The 20,281-nt window shown below is 71.5% G+C and carries 20 protein-coding genes and 1 pseudogene; 11 read left to right on the plus strand and 10 right to left on the minus strand.

The window, feature by feature from the left end:
- Both AIIKEEIJ_RS16650 and AIIKEEIJ_RS16655 read right to left on the minus strand, forming a co-directional pair.
- On the minus strand, positions 1 to 714 hold a 714-nt coding region (locus AIIKEEIJ_RS16650), incomplete at its 3' end, for an MFS transporter (protein ID WP_161996178.1).
- Positions 715 to 771: 57 nt separating this feature from the next.
- Positions 772 to 1,242 (minus strand): VOC family protein, encoded by a 471-nt coding sequence (locus tag AIIKEEIJ_RS16655; protein WP_161996179.1) that lies wholly within the window; start codon positions 1,240 to 1,242, stop codon positions 772 to 774.
- Between the two features lie 224 nt (positions 1,243 to 1,466).
- Here AIIKEEIJ_RS16655 and AIIKEEIJ_RS16660 point away from each other — a divergent pair, with 224 nt between their 5' ends.
- The gene (locus tag AIIKEEIJ_RS16660) at positions 1,467 to 1,640 is read left to right on the plus strand and encodes a hypothetical protein (RefSeq protein ID WP_161996180.1); all 174 of its coding nucleotides are present in this window, start codon (positions 1,467 to 1,469) and stop codon (positions 1,638 to 1,640) included.
- Positions 1,641 to 1,654: 14 nt separating this feature from the next.
- On the opposite strand, the gene xylB is transcribed toward AIIKEEIJ_RS16660, so the two are convergent.
- The 4 genes from xylB to AIIKEEIJ_RS16680 are packed head-to-tail and all read right to left on the minus strand — an operon-like array spanning position 1,655 to position 6,484.
- Positions 1,655 to 3,064 (minus strand): xylulokinase, encoded by a 1,410-nt coding sequence (gene xylB, locus AIIKEEIJ_RS16665; RefSeq protein WP_161996181.1) that lies wholly within the window; start codon positions 3,062 to 3,064, stop codon positions 1,655 to 1,657.
- The gene (locus AIIKEEIJ_RS16670; protein ID WP_161996182.1) at positions 3,061 to 3,987 is read right to left on the minus strand and encodes a PfkB family carbohydrate kinase; all 927 of its coding nucleotides are present in this window, start codon (positions 3,985 to 3,987) and stop codon (positions 3,061 to 3,063) included. The genes xylB and AIIKEEIJ_RS16670 overlap by 4 nt, the downstream gene beginning before the upstream one ends.
- Entirely contained in the window at positions 3,984 to 5,456 is a 1,473-nt protein-coding gene (locus tag AIIKEEIJ_RS16675; protein ID WP_161996183.1) for a mannitol dehydrogenase family protein, read from the minus strand. The genes AIIKEEIJ_RS16670 and AIIKEEIJ_RS16675 overlap by 4 nt, the downstream gene beginning before the upstream one ends.
- 11 nt (positions 5,457 to 5,467) lie before the next feature.
- On the minus strand, positions 5,468 to 6,484 hold the full coding sequence (locus tag AIIKEEIJ_RS16680; RefSeq protein ID WP_161996198.1) for a zinc-binding dehydrogenase: 1,017 nt from the start codon (positions 6,482 to 6,484) through the stop codon (positions 5,468 to 5,470).
- A 116-nt stretch (positions 6,485 to 6,600) separates the two neighbouring features.
- On the opposite strand from AIIKEEIJ_RS16680, the gene AIIKEEIJ_RS16685 reads away from it, so the two are divergent.
- The 6 genes from AIIKEEIJ_RS16685 (at position 6,601) to AIIKEEIJ_RS16710 (ending at position 13,551) form a co-directional block, all read left to right on the plus strand.
- Entirely contained in the window at positions 6,601 to 7,605 is a 1,005-nt protein-coding gene (locus AIIKEEIJ_RS16685; RefSeq protein WP_161996185.1) for a sugar-binding domain-containing protein, read from the plus strand.
- A gap of 62 nt (positions 7,606 to 7,667) precedes the next feature.
- Positions 7,668 to 8,996, plus strand: a complete 1,329-nt coding sequence (locus tag AIIKEEIJ_RS16690; RefSeq protein WP_161996199.1) for an extracellular solute-binding protein — start codon at positions 7,668 to 7,670, stop codon at positions 8,994 to 8,996.
- Positions 8,993 to 9,958, plus strand: coding sequence for a carbohydrate ABC transporter permease (locus AIIKEEIJ_RS16695; protein WP_006933844.1), 966 nt, complete (start codon positions 8,993 to 8,995; stop codon positions 9,956 to 9,958). Before AIIKEEIJ_RS16690 ends, AIIKEEIJ_RS16695 begins: the two co-directional genes overlap by 4 nt.
- Positions 9,958 to 10,839, plus strand: a complete 882-nt coding sequence (locus AIIKEEIJ_RS16700) for an ABC transporter permease subunit (RefSeq protein WP_161996186.1) — start codon at positions 9,958 to 9,960, stop codon at positions 10,837 to 10,839. The genes AIIKEEIJ_RS16695 and AIIKEEIJ_RS16700 overlap by 1 nt, the downstream gene beginning before the upstream one ends.
- Positions 10,840 to 10,868: 29 nt before the next feature.
- On the plus strand, positions 10,869 to 11,951 hold the full coding sequence (locus AIIKEEIJ_RS16705; protein ID WP_006933842.1) for an ABC transporter ATP-binding protein: 1,083 nt from the start codon (positions 10,869 to 10,871) through the stop codon (positions 11,949 to 11,951).
- Positions 11,952 to 12,027: 76 nt separating this feature from the next.
- Positions 12,028 to 13,551: an ATP-dependent DNA ligase gene (locus AIIKEEIJ_RS16710; RefSeq protein ID WP_161996187.1), complete on the plus strand. Its 1,524-nt coding sequence runs from the start codon at positions 12,028 to 12,030 to the stop codon at positions 13,549 to 13,551.
- A gap of 43 nt (positions 13,552 to 13,594) precedes the next feature.
- Here the strand turns inward: AIIKEEIJ_RS16710 and AIIKEEIJ_RS16715 are convergent.
- Both AIIKEEIJ_RS16715 and AIIKEEIJ_RS16720 read right to left on the minus strand, forming a co-directional pair.
- Positions 13,595 to 14,253, minus strand: a pseudogene (locus tag AIIKEEIJ_RS16715) (enoyl-CoA hydratase-related protein).
- Positions 14,250 to 14,909, minus strand: coding sequence for a TetR/AcrR family transcriptional regulator (locus AIIKEEIJ_RS16720; protein ID WP_006948046.1), 660 nt, complete (start codon positions 14,907 to 14,909; stop codon positions 14,250 to 14,252). Before AIIKEEIJ_RS16720 ends, AIIKEEIJ_RS16715 begins: the two are co-directional and overlap by 4 nt.
- A 175-nt stretch (positions 14,910 to 15,084) precedes the next feature.
- Here AIIKEEIJ_RS16720 and AIIKEEIJ_RS16725 point away from each other — a divergent pair, with 175 nt between their 5' ends.
- Both AIIKEEIJ_RS16725 and AIIKEEIJ_RS16730 read left to right on the plus strand, forming a co-directional pair.
- Complete coding sequence (locus tag AIIKEEIJ_RS16725; protein WP_050034842.1) at positions 15,085 to 15,453, plus strand: helix-turn-helix domain-containing protein; 369 nt, start codon at positions 15,085 to 15,087, stop codon at positions 15,451 to 15,453.
- A 100-nt stretch (positions 15,454 to 15,553) separates the two neighbouring features.
- A complete protein-coding gene (locus AIIKEEIJ_RS16730) occupies positions 15,554 to 16,369 on the plus strand; it encodes a mycofactocin-coupled SDR family oxidoreductase (RefSeq protein WP_006948042.1) in 816 nt (271 codons plus the stop codon).
- A 103-nt stretch (positions 16,370 to 16,472) separates the two neighbouring features.
- On the opposite strand, the gene AIIKEEIJ_RS16735 is transcribed toward AIIKEEIJ_RS16730, so the two are convergent.
- Both AIIKEEIJ_RS16735 and AIIKEEIJ_RS16740 read right to left on the minus strand, forming a co-directional pair.
- A complete protein-coding gene (locus AIIKEEIJ_RS16735; protein WP_029542284.1) occupies positions 16,473 to 17,066 on the minus strand; it encodes an ATP-dependent Clp protease proteolytic subunit in 594 nt (197 codons plus the stop codon).
- A gap of 2 nt (positions 17,067 to 17,068) precedes the next feature.
- A complete protein-coding gene (locus AIIKEEIJ_RS16740; RefSeq protein WP_029542283.1) occupies positions 17,069 to 17,671 on the minus strand; it encodes a ClpP family protease in 603 nt (200 codons plus the stop codon).
- Between the two features lie 102 nt (positions 17,672 to 17,773).
- Between AIIKEEIJ_RS16740 and AIIKEEIJ_RS16745 the strand changes: the two genes are divergently transcribed.
- Entirely contained in the window at positions 17,774 to 18,523 is a 750-nt protein-coding gene (locus tag AIIKEEIJ_RS16745) for an ABC transporter permease (RefSeq protein WP_043799209.1), read from the plus strand.
- Between the two features lie 88 nt (positions 18,524 to 18,611).
- A complete protein-coding gene (locus tag AIIKEEIJ_RS16750; protein WP_161996188.1) occupies positions 18,612 to 20,240 on the plus strand; it encodes a LuxR family transcriptional regulator in 1,629 nt (542 codons plus the stop codon).
- Positions 20,241 to 20,281 lie beyond the last annotated feature (41 nt).

Here is a 20,281-nt window from a genome sequence, read left to right on the forward strand (position 1 = left end):
GCGCACCGGGCGCGACGTCTCCTCCTGGTCCGGGGGCGCGTCGACGCCGGCGGACGTCTCGAAGGACCGGACGGCCGTCTCGGCCTCGCCGTAGCGGCCACGGCTCTCGAGGTACCGGACGGATTCGGGCAGGCCGAACCGCACGACCACCGCGTACAGGGTGGGGACGATCCCCACGGCCAGCGCCCAGCGCCAGCCGTCGTCGCCGAGCGGGATCACGAAGTAGCCGATGAGGGCGGCGAGGATCCACCCGGCCGCCCAGAACGCCTCGAGCGCCACCACCATGCGGCCGCGCTGCCGGCGCGGCGCGTATTCACTGACGAGGGTCGACGCCACCGGAAGTTCGGCCCCGAGACCCAAACCGACGACGAACCGCAGCACGATCAGCACCGCGACGGAGCCGGCGAGCGCGGCGGCACCGGTGGCCAGGCCGTACACCAGCAGTGTCACCGCGAACACCTGGCGCCGGCCGATCCGGTCGGCGAGCAGGCCGCCGAGCGCGGCGCCGACGGCCATCCCGACGAAGCCGATCGAACCGATCCACGACAACTGGGTCGTGCTCAGGCCCCACTGCACCGCCAGGGCGGCCATCACGAACGAGATGAGCCCGACGTCCATGGCGTCGAGCGCCCAGCCCACACCGGAGCCGAGCAGCAGCCTGCCGTGTTTGCGGGTGAACGGGAGCTCGTCGAGCCGCTCGGTGCGCGTGGTCATCGACCGAAAGTTATCACCGCCGCTGCGGTGATAGCTGGGCTCGGCCGCCGCGCCGGTTCAGCCGCGGGCGGCGTCCTCGAGCGGCGCGATCTCGATCTTGCGCATCTGCAACATCGCCTCGGTGATGCGCCGTCCCACTTCGGGGTCGGTGTCGGAGAGCAGCTCGTAGAGCCGCCGCGGCACCACCTGCCAGGACAGCCCGAAGCGGTCCTTCAGCCAGCCGCACTGGCTCTCCTCCCCGCCCTCGGTGAGGGCGTTCCAGTAGTGGTCGACCTCGTCCTGGTCGGCGCAGTCGATCTGGAACGACACCGCCTCGGAGAACGAGAACTCGGGGCCGCCGTTGAACGCGACGTAGCGCTGGCCGTCGAGTTCGAAGTCGACGGCCATGACGGTGCCGGCCGGCTTGGGGCCGGCGTCCTGGTAGTAGGTGGTGCCCAGGATGCGGGAGTCGGGGAACACACTGGTGTAGAACTTGGCCGCGTCCTCGGCCTCGGTGTCGAACCACAGGAACGGGGTGATCTTCGGCATCGTCTTCTCCTTGCTCGGGTGGATGACGGCACTGCCCTCGGTGTCACAGACGTCGGTGTCACAGACGTCGGTGTCGCCGACGTCGGTGTCGCTGCCGTCTGTGTCGCTGCCGTCGGTGTCACAGATATCGACCCGAGACGGAACCGGAACTCATCGCGGTCGCGAACCGGTGCACGCCCGGGCGATCATGAACTGGTTTCGATACCCGTCGGAAGGAGACGCTCATGCGGACGTCGGCTCGCATCACCACGGCAGTTCTCGGCGCCACAGTCCTGTCGGCGCTCGCGCCCGGCACGGCCCTCGCCGACACCACCGACGAGGGCTCGAGCGTGATCGGGTCCGCCGAGATCTTCTCCTGGCTGATCGACTTCCTGGCCAGTGCCTTCGGCCTGTCCTGAGCCGGCCACCCGCGTCAGCTGCAACGGATCGTGTCCTCGGTCAGGTCGCGGACCTCCGCGTACCGGGCGCGCACGGCCGGCATCGGGTCGGTCTCGTAACGCTGCACGGCACCACCCTGCCACCGCGGTGGTTCCGCACCGCCGTCGAGCACCCACGCCGCCTGGCGGGCCGCGCCGACGGCGACGTACTCGCCCGGCTCGGGCACCTCGACCGGGACCCCGAGCACGCCGGGCGCGACCTCGCGCAGCGCGCGGGAACGGGCGCCGCCACCGACGAGCAGCACCCGTCGCACCGGCACGCCCTGCGCGGTGATGTGGTCGAGGCCGTCCGCGAGCGAGCACAGCAGCCCCTCCACGGCCGCGCGCGCCAGGTGCTCCCGCGTCGAATTCGTCAGGCGCAGGCCGTGGATCGCGCCGGTCGCGCCGGGGCGGTTGGGGGTGCGCTCGCCCTCGAGGTACGGCACCATCACGAGCCCGCCGGCGCCGGGCGGGGCCGACAACGCGAGCCGTGACAGTTCGTCGTGGTCGACGCCGAGCAGCGCGGCGGTGGCGTCGAGGACCCGCGCCGCGTTGAGGGTGCACACGAGCGGCAGGTGGCGGCCGGTGGCGTCGGCGAAGCCGGCGACCAGCCCGTCGGGGTCGCGGGTGGGGGTGACCGAGACCGCCGAGACCACGCCCGACGTGCCGACGGAGACGATCACGTCGCCCTCGCGCGCACCGAGGGCGAGGGCGGCGGCGGCGTTGTCCCCGGCGCCGGGTCCCAGCGCGGCGCCCCGGCTCGTCTCCCCGACCTGTTCGGCCGGTCCGGCCACCCGGGGCAGCAGGGGCCGCCGGCCGCGCAACGCCAGTTCGAGCAGGTCGGTGCGATAGGCGTCGTCGGCGGCGCTGTAATAGCCGGTGCCGCTGGCGTCGCTGCGGTCGGTGATCAGCGCACCGATGTCCGATCCTCCGGCCAGCCGCCAGGTCAGCCAGTCGTGCGGCAGGCACAGCGCCGCGGTGCGGTCGGCGCGGGCGGGCTCGTGGTCGGCGAGCCAGCGGGCCTTGGCGACGGTGATCGCGGCGAGCGGGACGACGCCGACGGCGTCGGCCCACTTCTGTCCGCCCCCGAGGTCGGCGACGAGGTCGGCGGCGGCCGCGGCCGAGCGGGTGTCGTTCCACAGCAGCGCCGGGCGCACCACCGTCCCGGTCTCGTCGAGGGTCACCAGCCCGTGCTGCTGACCGCCGACCGACACCGCGGCGACGTCGGCGAGCCCGCCGGCGGCGGCGACGGCGCGGTCGAGGGCGTCCGCCCAGGCACGCGGGTCGACCTCGGTGCCGTCGGGGTGCGGGGCGCGGCCCTGCCGCACGATGCGGCCGGTGTGCGCGTCGCAGACGAGCACCTTGCAGGACTGGGTGGACGAGTCGATCCCGGCGACGAGCGTCACCACGGCTCCTTCGGGTCGGCGTCCCGCTCGTCGCGGGTGGGCAGGTCCGCGCCGGCACGCGCGACGGTGCGGGCCGCGGTGAGCGCGGCGACGTCCAGGGCCGTGCGCAGCGCGTCCGGTCCGATTCCGCGCAGGCCCTCGCGGTCGCCGAGCAGCTCCTGGGTCCACAGGGCGTCGAGCAGGCCGGCCATGAACGCGTCGCCGGCGCCGACGGTGTCGACGACCTCGACCGGGTGCGCGGCGACCTCGACGGCGCCGGACCGCGCGACGGCGACGGCACCGCCCGCACCGAGCGTCACCGCGACGAGTGCCGGCCCGAGCGCGAGCCACTCCCGCGCGACGTCGCGGGGGTCGCGGCCGGGGGCGAACCAGCTCAGGTCTTCGTCGCTGGCCTTGACGACGTCGGCGCCCGCGACGAACCGGGTGATGCGGTCGCGGGTGCGCGGGTCGTCGCCGACGAGCGCGGGCCGGACGTTCGGGTCGTAGCTGACGGTCGCGGTGGGCACGTGCCGGTCGAGCAGCGCGGCGACGGCCTCGCAGCCGGGTTCCAGCAGGGCCGCGATGGATCCGGTGTGCACGTGCCGGGCACCGGGCGTGGGACGAGGATCGGGCAGTTGCCATTCCAGGTCGAACTCGTATGTGGCGGAGCCGTTCTCGTCGAGCACGGCGGTCGCGGTCGGGGTGCGCGCCGCGGTGCTGCTGCCGGCGGCGAGCCGCACCTTCGAGGCCGCGAGGTGGCCGACGATACGGCGGCCGCGGTCGTCGTCGCCGATATGGGTGACGAACTCGACGTCGCGGCCGAGCCGGCCGAGGCCGACGGCGACGTTGAGCGGGCTGCCGCCGACGTGTTCGACGGGCTCGGCCGCGCCCCGGCGGACGATGTCGACGAGCGCCTCGCCGATCACGAGGACGGGCCCGTTCACGATCCGACCTTGCTGCGCAGGGCTTGCAGGGTGGCGCGGGCCCCGACGCGGTGCAGGGACCCGAGCGCCCACAGGTAGGCCTCGACGAACCGCGGCTGATCGGCGAGATCCCCGAAGACGGACCGGTTCCCGAGGAAGGCGGTCGGCTCCTCGCGCTGGCTGCGGGCGAGGGGCCCGAGGGTGTCGGCGAGCCGGTCGACGACCTCGATGGGGTCGCCGGCCTCGTCGATGCCCTCGGCGTAGCGGGCCCAGCCGGCCACGACGGCGGCGGCCAGGCGCACCGATCCGCCCGTGGCGAGGTTCTCCCGCACCACCGGCAGCAGCCACTTCGGGATGCGGTCGGAGGATTCGGCGCACAGCCGGGCGACGGTGTCGCGGATCTCGGGATTGGCGAAGCGCTCGATCAGGGTGCGCTTGTACTGCGCGAGGTCGATGCCGGGCACGGGCCGCAGGGTGGGGGTGGCCTCGGTGTCCATGTAGTCGAGCAGGAACTCCGCGAACAGAGGGTCCTGGGCGGCCTCGTGCACGTAGCGGTAGCCGCACAGGTGGGCGAAGTAGGCCAGCGCCTGGTGGCTCGCGTTGAGCAGGCGCAGCTTCATCAACTCGTACGGCGCGACATCGTCGACGAGTTGCACCCCGGCCTCGTCGAAGGCCGGACGGCCGCAGGAGAAGTCGTCCTCGAGCACCCACGAGGTGAACGGTTCGGCGACGACGGGCCAGCGGTCGCGGACGCCGAAGCGGGCGTCGAGTTCCGGGGCGATGTCGTCGGTCGTGACGGGGGTGATGCGGTCGACCATCGAGTTGGGGAACCGGGTGTGCTCGCGCATCCAGCCGGCGAGATCGGGGTCGACGAGTTCGGCGAAGGACGTGAAAGCCCGCCGGGCGACGGTGCCGTTGCCCTCGATGTTGTCGCACGACATGATCGTCGGCGACGGCAGCCCGCGCTCCCGGCGGCGCGCGAGCGCGGCGGTGACCAGGCCGAAGACGGTGGCCGGCGCGTCGGGGTGCTCGAGGTCGCGGCGGACGGCGGGGTCGTCGCCGTCGAATTCGCCGGTGTCGTGGCGGATGTTGTAACCGCCCTCGGTGACGGTGAGCGAGACGACGCGGGTGGTGGGTGCGGCGATCAGTTCGATCACCGCCTCGGGATCGTCGGGGGCGTAGCGGTAGTCGACGATCGAACCGATCACCCGCGGTTCCCATTTGCCGTCCGGGTGGCGCAGGATCAGGGTGTAGAGGCCGTCCTGGGACGCGAGGGCGTGGCGCATGCGGCGGTCGCCGGGCATGACGCCGACGCCGCAGATGCCCCAGTTGCGGGCGCCGCGTTCGAGCAGCCGGTCGACGTACATCGCCTGATGGGCACGATGGAATCCGCCGACCCCGAAATGCACGATGCCGACGCCGATGTCGCGGCGCGAGTAGGTCGGGCCGGGGACGGGCAGGGCGTTCAGGGTGTTCTCCCCCAGGTCCACTTCGGGGCTCCTTACGTGTCGTCGCCGGGGTGCACCCGCACGACGGTCTTGATGTTGCCGGGTGTCCGGTCGGATTCGAGTGCTTCGGCCGCCCTCTCGAGCGGGAAGCGGGCGGTGACCATCGCGTCGAGGTCGACGCGGCCGGTGGCAGCGAGGGCGATCGCCGTCGGCCAGGTGTGTGCGTAACGGAAGACGCCGGTGAGGACCAGCTCGCGGTTCTGGATCAGCTGGACCGGCAGGTTCATCGTCTCGGCGCCGGAGCCGACGAGGACGACGGTGCCGGCGGGCCGGACCGCCCGCATCGCGGCGGCGACCGCGGCGGGGGCGCCGGAGGCGTCGATGTAGGCGTCGACGTGCAGGTCGCTGACGTCGTCGGTGCGCGGGTCGAGCGTGGCGGTCGCCCCGAACTTCCGGGCCAGCGCGCGCCGGTCCGCGTCGAGGTCGGTGACGACGATGTCGGTGGCGCCGAACGCGCGGGCGACCTGCGCGGTGACGATCCCGATGGGGCCCACGCCAGTGACCAGGACCCGGGAACCGGCGGTGACGCCCGCCTTGCGGACGGCGGCGATGCCCACGGACAGCGGTTCACAGAGGGCGGCGGCGTCGTCGGAGACGGTGTCGGGCACGGGGTGGGCGAATTCCGCCCCGATGGTGACGTAGTCGCAGAAGGCGCCGTCGACGGGTGGGGTGGCGTAGAACCGCATGTGCGGGCAGAGGTTGTAGCGCCCGCGCCGGGTTTCGTCGGTGGTGGGGTCGGGGCGCTGCGGCTCGATGGACACGCGCTGCCCGACCCGGCCGGCGGGGACGCCGGCGCCGACCGCGGCGATCGTGCCGGCGGCCTCGTGGCCGAGGACGAGCGGGGCCTCGACGACGAATTCGCCGATGCGGCCTTCCCGGTAGTAGTGCGTGTCCGATCCGCACACGCCGACGGAGGTGACCCGGACGAGCACGTCGCCGGGTGCGGGTTCGGGGACCGGCCGTTCGCGCATCTCGATCCGTCCGGGTTCGACGAGGACGGCGGCGCGCATGCCGGCCGGGATCGACGGGGGTGTTGTGTGGGTCACATTGCCGATGCTAGCGTACTGAGCAAATGAACGCACCCATGAGCATTTGCTCACGCTGTTCCTCCGAACCAGGAGATGTCGTGACCGTCCCCCACGTGACGAACCAGCCCGCGGCCGCCGCCGCGCCGGAGGAGCTGCGCCTGGCGCTGCGCGCGGCGACGCTGTACTACCTGGACGGCCTCACCCAGGCGGAGGTCGCGACGCGCCTCGGCGTCTCCCGGCCGACCGCGGGACGCCTCGTCGCCCGGGCCCGGGCCCAGGGCCTGGTGCGCATCGAGGTGAACGTGCCAGCCAACCTGCGCGACGACCTGCACGCCGACGAGGAACGCGCCCTCGAGGAGCGCTTCGGCCTGCTCGAGGCCGTCGTCGTCGGCGACGGCGTGGACGCGGCCGGCCCGCTCGACGAGGCCGCCAGCTTCGCGGGTGTCGGACGGGCCGCCGCCGCCCTGATCAGCCGGCGGATCCGCGCGACGGACACCCTCGGATTCACGTGGGGCCCGGAGACCGTGGCCGTCGCGCAGGCCCTGCCGCCGGGCGGGGCGACCTGCGCGACGATCGTCCAGCTCGACGGCGCCGTCACCGCGTCCGACTACCAGACCGGCGCCGAGTACGTGCTCGGACGATGCGCGGAACAGCTGCAGGCCAAGATGGTCCGCCTCCCCGTTCCCCTGTACGCCGACCCCGCGACGGTCGCGTCCATGCGTGCCGACTCGATGATCTCCCGCACCCTGGACATCGGCCGCCGCGCCGACATGATGATGTTCGGCGTGGGGGCGGTGTCCACGTCGACCACCCTGTTCGAGGGCAGCTACCTCGACACCGCCATGCTCGACTCCCTCACCGACCTCGGCGCGGTCGGGGAGATCGCGGGACGGTTCTTCCACGCCGACGGCACGGCCGTCGGCGGGGACCTCGACCGTCGCGCCGTGTCGGTCTCGCTCGACGACATCCGCGCCTGCCCCGGCACGGTCCTCGTCACCGGCGGGGCCGCCAAACACCAGGCCGCGCTCGGGGCGCTGCGCGGCAGCCTGGCCACCATGCTCGTGTGCGACATCGAGTGCGCACGTTGGCTACTCGACCGATAACCCCACCGGAGAGACCGAAGAAGAGGCGACGATCGGTGAACACATCCAGAACGACCACCCGAATGCTGGTGGCCGGAGCGGGGGCGCTCAGCCTCACGCTCACCGGCTGCGCCGGCGCCGGCTCGCTCGGCGCCTCCGACCAGACCGTCACCATCGCGATGGTGTCGAATTCCCAGATGCAGGACGCCCAGCAACTCGCCGCGCAGTTCGAGGCCGAGAACCCGGACATCGACCTGCGGTTCGTCACGCTCTCGGAGAACCAGGCCCGCGCGAAGATCACGGCCTCCACCGCGATGGGCGGCGGCGAGTTCGACGTGGTGATGATCAGCAACTACGAGACCCCGCAGTGGGCGGAGAACGGTTGGCTGACCAACCTCTCCGACTACGCCCGGCAGACGGAGGGCTACGACGAAGACGACTTCATTCCCTCCCTGCGCGAATCGCTGTCCTACGACGGCGACATGTATTCGGTGCCGTTCTACGGCGAGTCCTCGTTCCTGATGTACCGCAAGGACCTGTTCGAGCAGGCCGGCATCGCCCTGTCCCCCACCCCCACATGGGACGAGGTCGCCGCTGCCGCCGCCCGCCTCGACAGCCCCGACACCGCCGGGATCTGCCTGCGCGGCAAGCCCGGCTGGGGTGAGGTGCTCGCCCCGCTGAACACGGTGATCAACACCTTCGGCGGCCGGTGGTACGACGAGAACTGGAACGCGCAGCTCACCAGTCCCGAGGTCGTCGAGGCCGTGCAGTTCTACGTCGACCTGGTGCGCGAGCACGGCCAGCCGGGCGCCGCCACCAGCGGTTTCAGCGAATGTGCCACGCAGCTCGCCCAGGGCCGCGTCGCGATGTGGTACGACTCCACGTCGGCGGTCTCCACCCTCGAGGACCCCGCGTCGAGCAACGTGGTCGGAAAGATCGGGTACGCGCCGGCACCGATCCGGGTCAAGGACGACGCGGGCTGGCTCTACAGCTGGTCGCTCGGCATCCCCGTCGACAGCGACAACGCGGACTCGGCGTGGCGGTTCGTCTCGTGGATGACGAGCAAGGAGTACCTGCGCACCGTCGGCGAGACCCTCGGCTGGGAGCGGGTGCCGCCCGGCAGCCGGCTGTCCACCTACGAGATCCCCGAATACCGTGAGGCCGCAGCCGCTTACGGGCCGCTCACCCTCCGGTCCATCGAGAACGCGTCCCCGGACGCCCCGACGGTCGAGCCGGTGCCCTACACCGGCGTCCAGTTCCTGGCCATCCCCGAGTTCCAGGACCTCGGAACCCGCGTGAGCCAGCAGATCAGCGCCGCGATCGCCGGTCAGAAGACCGTCACCGAAGCGCTGGAACAGGCCCAGGAGTACGCCGACGTCGTCGGTGCCACCTACCGGGAGGATCAACAATGACAACCGTGGCAGTCGGCGCACCCACCGCCGACGACTCGGAACGCATCCGCCGGGTGCGGGAAGCCAAGAGCGACGCGGTCTCCCGCGCGGAAGGCTGGCGCCGCCGGGGGCCCCTGCTGCCGGCCCTGATCTTCATGATCGTGGTCACGCAGATTCCGTTCGTGTTCACCCTCTACTACTCCACGCAGTCGTGGAACCTGGTGCGCCCGGGCTCGCGCAGCTTCGTGGGCCTGCAGAACTACGCGGACGTCTTCCGCGACAGCCAGTTCCGCGAGGTCGCCGTCAACACCGTGATCCTCATCGTCGGCACCGTGCTGATCTCCGTCGTGCTGGGCCTGCTGCTCGCGCTGCTGCTCGACCGGGTCTTCCTCGGTCGCGGCATCGTCCGCACCCTGCTCATCACGCCGTTCCTGGTCACCCCCGTCGCGGGAGCGCTGATGTGGAAGACCGCGATGTTCGATCCCGTGTTCGGCATCGTCAACTTCGTGCTCTCCCCGTTCGGCGTCGGGCAGATCGACTGGGTCAGCCGCTACCCGCTCGCCGCGGTGATGGCCAACCTGGTGTGGCAGTGGACCCCGTTCATGATGCTGCTCATCCTGGCCGGGCTGCAGTCCATGCCGCGTGACACCCTCGAGGCCGGCCGGGTCGACGGGGCCGGCGCCTTCGCCCTGTTCCGCGAGCTGACGCTGCCGCACCTGCGGCGGTTCATCGAACTCGGCGCCGTGCTCGGCGCGATCCACCTGGTCAACACGTTCGACGCCATCTACATGATGACCCAGGGCGGACCGGGCACCGCCAGCTCCAACCTGCCGTTCTACATCTACCAGCGGGCGTTCCTCGGCTTCGACATCGGCCAGGCCGCCGCCATGGGCGTGGTGGTCGTCGTCGCCACCATCGTCGTGGCCACCGTCGCGCTGCGGCTGATCTTCACATCGTTCACGGGCAAGGAGGAGGCCGCCTGATGAGCACCACCGCCCCCACCACACACCAGCTCCCCGCACCGGAAACCGTCCCGGCACGTCCCCGGAAACGCAAGCACCGCAAGGCAAATCCATGGGGCGTCGTCGCCTGGATCGCCGCCCTGGGGTTCTTCTTCCCGGTGTTCTGGATGGTGCTCACCGCCTTCAAGCAGGAGGCCGACGCCTACTCCGATCCACCGAAGTTCTTCTTCACTCCCACCCTCGACCAGTTCCGCGCGGTGTTCGACACCGGCGTCGGTGTCAGCCTGCTCAACTCGGCGTTCGCCACCGGCGTGTCGACGATCCTCGTCCTGCTGCTCGGCGTGCCCGCCGCGTTCGCCCTGTCGCTGCGGCCGGTGCGCAAGACCAAGGACGCCCTGTTCTTCTTCATCAGCACGAAGATGCTGCCGATCGTCGCCGCGATCATCCCGCTGTACGTGATCGTCGCGAACATCGGTCTGCTCGACAATATTTGGGCCCTGATCATCCTCTACACCGCGATGAACCTGCCGATCGCGGTGTGGATGATGCGCTCGTTCTTCCTCGAGGTGCCGGGCGAGCTGCTCGAGGCCGCGAGCATGGACGGCGCCGGTCTGTGGACGTCGGTGCGGGAGGTGATCCTGCCGCTCGTCTCGCCCGGCATCGCCGCCACCGCTCTGATCTGCGTCATCTTCTCCTGGAACGAATTCTTCTTCGCCGTCAACCTCACGGCGGTGCAGGCGCAGACGATTCCCGTGTTCCTCGTCGGCTTCATCACCGGCGAGGGCCTGTACTGGGCTCGCCTGTCCGCGGCCGCGACGATGGCGGCGCTGCCCGTCGTCCTCGCCGGCTGGGTCGCCCAGAACAAGCTCGTGCGCGGCCTGTCGTTCGGCGCAATCAAGTAACTCTCCCGATCACTTTCGAAGGAATCGTCATGGCCGAGATCACCTACCGCAACGCGTCGTGCATCTACGAGAACTCCGACACCCTCGCCGTCGACTCGCTGAACCTGGACATCCAGGACGGGGAGTTCGTCGTCCTGGTCGGACCGTCCGGCTCCGGCAAGAGCACCGCGCTGCGGATGCTCGCCGGACTCGAGGACATCGACGAGGGCTCGATCAGCATCGGCGGCCGCGACATGGTCGGCGTGCCGTCGAAGGACCGTGACATCGCGATGGTCTTCCAGAACTACGCCCTGTACCCGAACAAGACCGTCGCCGAGAACATGGGCTTCGCGCTGAAGATGCGCGGCGTGAGCGCCGACGAACGGCGGCGCAAGGTCGAGCAGGCGGCGAAGCTGCTCGACCTCACCGACTACCTGGACCGCAAGCCCGCCAAGCTCTCCGGCGGCCAGCGGCAGCGCGTCGCGATGGGCCGGGCGATCGTCCGCGAACCGCAGGTGTTCTGCATGGACGAACCGCTGTCCAACCTCGATGCCAAGCTGCGGGTGCAGACCCGCACCCAGATCGCCGCGCTGCAAAGGCGTCTCGGCACCACCACGGTGTACGTCACGCACGACCAGGTCGAGGCGATGACCATGGGCGACCGGGTGGCGGTGCTGCGCGGCGGCACGCTGCAGCAGTTCTCCTCCCCCACCGAGCTGTACGACCGGCCCGCCAACGCGTTCGTCGCCGGGTTCATCGGCTCGCCCGCGATGAACCTGCTCGACGCGCGGATCGTCGACGGCGGCGTGCAGATCGGCAGCACCGTCGTCGACGTCGAACGGGACCGCATCGCCTCGCTGCACCGCGCCGGCCTCGAGACCGTCACCGTCGGGATCCGGCCCGAACAGCTGGAGATCACGGACGGCGACGGCGTCGAGGCCATCGTCGACCTCGTCGAGGAACTCGGCAGCGAGTCGTACGTGTACACCCGCGTCGCGCGCAGCGACACCACCCTCGTCGCGCGGTCGCTGACCCGCACCCCGGCCCGGCTCGCGGACACGATCCGGCTGCGCAAGCGGGAGGGCTCGGTGCACCTGTTCCATCCGGAGACGGGCGAACGCGTCGGCGACTGACCGGCCGGCGGTGAACCTGCGCCGGAACCGGCGGTGAACCTGCGCCGGAACCGGCGGGGGTCGGTACGGTCGGGACGTGCTCTTCTCGACGATCGTCGCCACCTCACGGGCCGTCGGCACCACCCGGTCGCGACGGACCAAGGTGGAAGAACTGCGCAGCCTCCTCGCCGTCCTCGACCCCGTGGAGGTCGAGCCCGCGGTGTCGTGGCTGGCGGGCGAGCCCCGCCAGGGCCGCATCGGCGTGGGCTGGCGCACCCTCGCCGGGGCCCGCGTCGACCCGGCCGACGCGCCGTCGCTGACCGTCTCCGACGTCGACCGGGCCTTCACCGAGCTCGCCGGTCTGGCCGGGACCGGATCGACGGGGCGGCGCCGCGAACTGCTCGCCACGCTGCTCGGCGCGGCCACCACCGCCGAGCAGGAGTTCCTGGTGCGGCTGCTCACCGGGGATCTGCGGCAGGGCGCGCTCGAGGGCGTGATGACCGACGCGGTGGCCGCCACGGCCGGTCTGCCCGCCGAGACGGTGCGCCGGGCGTTCATGCTCTCCGGGCAACTGTCCGTGACGGCGGCCGCCGCGCTCACCGGCGGCGCCGACGCGCTCACCGCGTTCCGTCTCGAGGTGGGCCGGCCGATCAGGCCGATGCTCGCCTCTCCCGCGCCGTCCCTCGCCGACGCCTACAGCCGGTTCGGCGGCGACGTCAGCGTCGAATACAAGCTCGACGGCGCCCGCATCCAGGTGCACCGCCACGACGAGACGGTGCGGGTGTTCACCCGCACCCTGCGCGAAATCACCGGCAGCGTACCGGAACTCGTCGATCTGGTCGCCGCGCTGCCGTGCACGTCGGTGGTGCTCGACGGCGAGACCCTGGCGCTCGACCCCGCGGGCCGGCCCCGGCCGTTCCAGGAGACCATGAGCCGCTTCGGCGCCGAGTCCGCCCACGATCTGTTGCTGCACCCGTACTTCTTCGACTGCCTGCACCTCGACGGCGTCGACCTGCTCGACGCACCGCTCGCCGAGCGTCTCGACGCCCTGCAGCGGGTCGCCCCCGAGCACCGGATCCCGGGCGTGCTGCAGCCGGACGACGCCGCAGCCAAGGCCCAGTTCGAGGCCGCGCTCGCCGCCGGACACGAGGGCGTCGTCGTCAAGGACCTCACCGCGCCCTACGCGGCGGGCCGGCGTGGCCGCGCCTGGCAGAAGGTCAAGCCGGAGCACACCCTCGACCTGGTGGTGCTCGGCGCCGAGTGGGGCTACGGCCGCCGCACCGGGTACCTGTCCAATCTCCATCTGGGCGCGCGGGACCCGGACGGCGGTGAACCGATCATGGTCGGCAAGACGTTCAAGGGGCTGACCGACGCGCTGCTGCAATGGCAGACCGAGGAATTCCCGCGTCACGAACGCAGCCGCGACGCACACGCGGCGTACCTGCGACCGGAGCTGGTCGTGGAGATCGAACTCGACGGCGTGCAGGTCAGCCCGCGCTACCCCGGCGGGGTGGCGCTGCGATTCGCGCGGGTGGTGCGCTACCGCCCCGACAAGACGGCTGCCGAGGCGGACACGATCGACGCGGTGCGGGCGCTGCTGCCGGCGACGGATTCCGGTTAGCGCCCCGCACTTCCGCCCGATACCGGATGTCGCTCGTGGCCGGTCATGCCCGCCCCTGGGCGAGCGACTCGACCACGGTGGCGAACATGGTGGACTTGATGACACCGAGGGTGCCGGGGTCTTTCCCCACGAGCGGGGTGACGAGCTCGACGGCGGCATCCAGGACGGTACCCTCGCCGGCTGTGCGGTCGACCAGGCCGGCAGCCTCGGCCTCGAGGCCGCCGTAACGGTGCCCGGTGGTCATCGCGGTGACTGCAGTCTGCGGGGTCAGCTTGGCCTGGATCAGGGCGGCCATGCCCGGCGTGAACGGGATGTGGATGTCGACCTCGGGGAAGCAGTAGTAGCCCGGTCGGCGCGCATCACCCGGTAGTCGTGCGCGATGCCGAGCATGGCGCCCGCCCCGAACGCGTGCCCGACCACCGCGGCGACTGTCGGCAACGGGAAGGTGAGGATGCGGCTGAACAGCGCCTGCACCCGGCCGACGTACCACTGCGCCCGATCACCGTGCGCCGTCAACCATTCCAGGTCCAGGCCGTTGGAGTAGAACTTCCCCGTCGCCGTGGTGACGAGCGCGTGCGCGTTCTGCTGCGCTTCGTCGAGGAGGCGGTCGACGGTGTCGAGCCAGTCCGGGGAGAACCGGTTCTCGTCGTCGCCGAGGTCGAGGACGGCGATCTTGTCCCGGTAGGTCAGAGTGGCAGTCATCGAGAACCTTTCGTGTGGCCGCCGCGCCGGGGCGGCGCCGGCGGAGGATCGAGGGCGAGAACCGCACGGACCGCGGCCTCGAGGCGTTGCCGCAAGGCGGTGTCGGGGACACGCCGACGCCGGAGCAACAGCCCTGTGGGCAGACCGACGACGCAGTCCTCGACGACCGCGACCGCACGCGCGTCGCCGCGGCCCCACAACGTCCGAGTCAGGCGAACGAGCAGCGCGACCAGAACCGAATCGAGCCGGCTCAACTCTGCGGCGACATCCTCCGGCAGGTCGGACCCGAGCAACTCGTCGCGCCGGACGGTGAGCAGAAGACGCGAGGACTCGGGGAAGCGGGCGGCGAACGCCGCCGGGGTATCGGCAGCTGCGACGACGGCGTCGACCCCGACGGCCCAGCCCGGCGCCGAGGCGGAGCCGAGAACCTCGTCGACCGCCGCGTGTTGCAGGTCGAGGAAGCGGTGGGCCGCGCGCAACCAGGCCCGGCCGACCAGCCCGCCTCGTGAGCCGAACGCGTGATACAGAGCGCCGTTCGACATCCCCGTGGCCGCGGCGACCGCACGCAGCGTCACCGCACTCGCGCCACCCTCCACCACCAGACTTTCGGTGGTGTCGAGAACCTCGTCGAGGTCATGGATGCGGGGGCGGGGCACAGCGGGACAATAACAGAACATGCGCTCTATTACTAGGCGGTAACCGCGGGGTGGCGATCGGCTGCGCTGCCGAACCGCGGCCGGCCGTGCCGCGTCGCGTCGCGGACGGAGGCCCCCGTTTCGCTGTCGGTGAATACCCCGGCCCCGGCGCCGGCATCGTGCGAGACTTCGGGGCATGTCAGCAGCGGACCGGCCCGCCGTCGCGGATCTCGACGCCCGGCGCCGACAGCACCGTGCCAAGCGGCCGCGGCCCGAGCGCCTGCTGCGCGAGGTCTACGGGGAGATCCTGCGCGACGAACGCCGGGATCAGGACCGCAGCCTCGCCGACGTCGCGGCCGCGGTCGGCATGTCCAAGCAGTACCTGTCCGAGATCGAGCGCGGCCGCAAGGAGCCGTCGTCGGAGGTGCTGCGCTCGGTGTGCGGCGCGCTGCACCTGCCCGTCGAGCACCTGCTCTCGCGCGGGATCCGGCGGTTGACCGCCGCGCGAGTGAACGCGCAGGTCGAGCGGGTGCGCGACCCGCGCGTGGAGCTGTGCGCCGCCTGAGCCCCGGTCCCGCTGAGCGGAACCCGTGGTATCGCCCGTCGCTTCGGGGCTGGAGAATCCGCGTCCGACCCGACGATCCCCCACTGCCGAGGAGACGAGCATGGATGCCGCCGGCCGTTTCGAGAACAAGGTCGCCTTCGTCACCGGCGCAGCCCGCGGCCAGGGCCGCGCCGAGGCGGTGCAGTTCGCCCGGGAGGGCGCCGACATCATCGCGATCGACGCGTGCATCGATTTCGCCTCGACCGCCTACCCGGGCGCCACGGAGGAGGATCTCGCGGAGACCGTGCGGCTGGTCGAGACGACCGGGCGTCGCATCGTCGCCACGACCGCGGACGTGCGGGACTTCGACGCGCTCTCGCGGGCACTCGCCGACGGCGTGGACCGGCTCGGCCGGCTCGACGTGGTCGTCGCCAACGCCGGCATCTGCTCGGGCGCGCTGTCGTGGGAGATCACCCTCGAGCAGTGGCGCGAAACGGTGGACGTCAACCTCACCGGAGTGTTCCACACCGCGAAGGCCGCCGTGCCCTACCTGATCGAGCAGGGCGAGGGCGGCGCGGTCGTCTTCACCAGTTCCGTCTCGGGTCTCAAGGGCACCCCGTTCACCGGCCACTACGTCGCGACGAAGCACGGCATCACCGGACTGGCGAAGACGATGGCGAACGAACTCGGCGAGCACCGGATCCGGGTCAACACCGTCCACCCGGCCGGGGTGGAGACCGGCATGAAGGTCAGCGACCTGCACCCGCTGATCGCGAAGTACGCGACCACTCTCGGCCCGATCTACATGAACTCCCTGCCGTACGAGATCCTGCAGCCCGAGGACGTCGCGGCCGTCGTAGCGTGGGTGTGCTCGGACGAGGCGAAGTACATCACCGGCGCGCAGATCCCGGTCGATCTGGGGAACCTGATCCGCTGAGCGCCCCCACCCAACGTGGCCGAATGTCACACCGCTTCGATCCGAGCGAACGCATGTCACATTCGGCCACCCGAAGGGGGGAGTGCACCCTGCGGCCCGGCCACTACGGCTCGCGGTCGACGATCAGCTCGTCGGCGAGCCCGTAGTCGATGGCCTCCTGCGCGGTGAAGACGCGGTCCCGATCGGTGTCCTTGCGCAGGCGCGCCGGGTCCTGACCGGTGTGCTCGGCAAGGATCTCCTCGGTCTGCGCGCGGATCCGCAACACCTCTGCGGCCTGGAGCGACAGGTCCGAGATCGTGCCCTGCCCCTGCGTCGACGGCTGGTGCAGCAGCACCCGCGAGTGGGCGAGCACGAAGCGCCGGCCCGGTGCTCCGGCCGCGAGCAGCACCGCCGCCGCGGACGCGGCCTGACCCATGCAGTACGTGGCGACGGGCGGCCGCAGGAACCGCATCGTGTCGTACACGGCCATCATCGCGGTGCTCGACCCACCGGGCGAATTGATGTAGAGGCCGATCTCCCGATCGGGCGACTCGGCTTCGAGGTGCAGCAGCTGGGCCATCACGACGTTCGCGACGCCGTCGTCGATCTCCGTGCCCAGAAAGATGATTCGCTCGTTCAGCAGCCTGCTGAACACGTCGAAGGACCGCTCCCCCGCCGGCGTCCGTTCGATCACGTGCGGAATCGTGTACTGGGACATGATCACAACCCCATCCGGCGACCGGCCGCGAACGGGGCGAGCTGACCGAACGAGTCGACCACTGCGTCGACGATGCCGTACTCGCGGGCCTGCTCGGGCGTGAACCACCGGTCCCGGTCGCTGTCGGCGGCGATCTGCTCCACCGGGCGCCCGGTCTCGGCCGCCAGGATCTCCTCGGACTGGCGCTTCATGTATTCCCAGTTGTCGGCCTGGATGGCGATGTCGATCGCGGTGCCGCCGATCCCCGCCGACGGCTGATGCATCATGATGCGACTGTGCGCCAAGGCGATCCGCTTGCCGTGCGTGCCGGCGGCGAGCAGCACCTGCCCCATGCTCGCGGCGAACCCGAGAGCCACGGTGACCACGTCGTTCGGAATCAGCTTCATGGTGTCGTAGATCGCCAGCCCGGCGAGGACCGATCCGCCCGGCGAGTTGATGTAGACGACCACGTCGCGTTCGGTGTCGGCCGTGGCGAGCAGGACGAGTTCGGAGCAGACCCGTTCGGCGGTGTCGTCGTTCACCTCCCCGGTCAGCAGCACTGTGCGGTGCTGGAAGAGCCGGTCGGCGAGTTGGTCGCGGTAGTTCAGCGGTGGTGTGGTGATCATGACCGTCATCCTGGCGCCGGCTCCGCGCGCCGGGGCGCTTCGTCTGCCGACGGCAGACACAGGTGATGTTGCAGGGGCGCGACCGGCGGATACGCTCCGGAGGTGACCTGGTCCCTGGAGTTGGTGCCCACCGCCGTCGGGGTGGCACTGCTCGTCGGGACGACGACCGCGGTGCTGTGGGGCTACCGCGCCCCGCATCAGTTCGCGCCGGCGATCGCGGTGCTGCGGGGCGCCGTGCAACTGGCCCTGATCAGCGTGGTGCTGTCCGGGGTGATCACGAATCCGATCTGGGTGGGCGCCGCCCTGCTCGTCATGTTCACCGTGGCGGCTCTCACCGCATCGCGCCGGATCGGCTGGAGCCCGGGACACGTGGCCCTCGTATCCGGTGCGATGGCGCTCGGGATCGCCGTGACGCTCACGATCGTCTTCGTCACCGGCGCCATCGAGTTCTCCCCGCGGTACGTGCTGGCCATCGGCGGCATCGTCGTCGGCAACGCCATGACGATCGCGACCCTCGCCGGGCGGCGCTTCACGGAACTGACCGGGGACAACTGGGACACCGTCGAGGGCTGGCTCGCGCTCGGTGCGACGCCGCGGCAGTCCACCCGCGAGCTCACGCGCCTGGCCGTCCACTCGGCGCTGATCCCGTCGACGGACCAGACCAAGACCACCGGGCTGGTGACGCTGCCGGGCGCCTTCGTCGGCGCGATCTTCGGGGGTGTGTCCCCGCTCGAGGCCGGACGCTTCCAGATCGTGGTGCTCGCCGCGATCATGGCCGCCGGAACGATCACCGCCGTCGTCCTCGTCTCCGGTCTGGCACCGGTCCGTACCCGGCCCGGCCTGCCGGACTGATCTCCGCAGCGCCCCGGACCGGGTGGCCGGGGGGCGTAGGATCGCAGGCAACCACTCGGTGCACGTTCGGTCGCCGCAGGGAGCGAGGATGGGCCCGTCGACGGTGCTCGACCACGCGCGGGCAGCGTTCCACGCGCGGGACTGGACGCGGGCGTTCGACGCGTTCCGCGCCGCCGACGCGCACGAGCCCCTCACCGCCGACGACCTCGACCTGTTCGCACGGTCGGCGTATCTGGTCGGCCGGGACGACGACTGCGCGACGCTGTGCGAACGTGCGTTCTCGGCCCATCTCGACGCCGACGACCCCGAGCGGGCCGGACGCAGTGCCTTCTGGCTCTGCTTCCTGCTGATGAACCGTGGTGAGGTGGCGCGCGCCGGCGGCTGGCTCGCCCGGGCCCAGCACCTGAGCGAGCCCGGACGCCCGGACTGCGCGACGCGCGGCTTCCTGCTGCTGCCGGCGGCGGTGCAGGACATGCATGCGAACCGCCCGGCCGACGCCCTGCCCGCGTTCACCGCCGCCCAGGAAATCGGCCGGTCCTGCGGCGACGCCGACCTCGTCGCGCTGAGCACCCTCGGCATCGGGCAGTGCCGGATCCTGCTCGGCGACGTCACCGGCGGTCTCGGCACGCTGGACGAGGTGATGGTCGGCGTGACCCTCGAAGAGGTCTCGCCGGTCGTGGCCGGCCTGGTGTACTGCGCGGTGATCGAGGCCTGCCAGGGCACGTTCCAACTGCAGCGGGCCAGGGAATGGACGCGGGCACTCGGCCGCTGGTGCGACGCCCAACCCGGCCTCGTCCCGTTCCGTGGACAGTGCCTCGTACACCGCGCGGAGATCCTGCAACTGGAGGGCGCCTGGACGGAGGCCATGGACCTGGCCCGGCTCGCCTTCCGTCGGCTGTCGGACCCACCGGGGCAACCGGCCGTCGGCATGGCCCTGTACGAACAGGGTGAACTGCACCGGCTGCGCGGCGAGTTCGACGAGGCCGAGGACGCCTACCGCCGCGCGGGCCGGCTGGGCCGCGAGATCCAACCGGGCATGGCGCTGTTGCGTCTGCGTCAGGGCGACCCCGACGCGGCGCTCGCCGGGATCCGGCGGGCGCTCGGCGAATCGCTTCCCCTCTATCGTCCGCGGCTGCTGGCGGGCCACGTGGAGGTCGCGCTCGCCGTCGGCGACGTCGCGGCCGCGCGCCGCAGCGCCGACGAACTCGCGGCGCTGGCCCGCGAACAGGACGCTCCGGCGTTGAGCGCGATCGCCGAGCAGGTCACCGGGGCCGTCCTGCTCGCCGAGGGCGCACCGCGCGCCGCCCTCGACCGGCTGCGCCGCTCGTGCGGGCTCTGGCGCGGGTTCGAGGCGCCCTACGAGTGCGCGCGGGTGCGGGTGCTGCAGGGCCGCTGCTGTGATGCGCTCGGCGATGCCGAGTCGGCGCGGCTCGAGTACGAGGCCGCGGCGGCGACGTTCCGGGACCTGCACGCCGAGCCGGACCTGCGGGACCTCGCGCGAGTGCCGACGCGGCCGGCCGCGCGGGGCCGGCTGACCCCGCGCGAGGTCGAAGTGCTGCGGGCCGTCGCCACCGGGAAGACCAACCGGGCCGTGGCCCGTGAACTCGTGTTGAGCGAGAAGACCGTGGCACGGCACCTGAGCAACATCTTCACCAAGCTCGACGTGTCCTCCCGGGCGGCCGCGACGGCATACGCGTACGAGCACCACCTGCTCTGAGCTGCACAGAATGACCCATCCGGGTTCTCGGCCGGCTACAT

The sequence above is a fragment of the Rhodococcus sp. YH1 genome (assembly GCF_009939605.1).
GTDB classification, from domain to species: Bacteria; Actinomycetota; Actinomycetes; order Mycobacteriales; family Mycobacteriaceae; genus Rhodococcus; species Rhodococcus aetherivorans.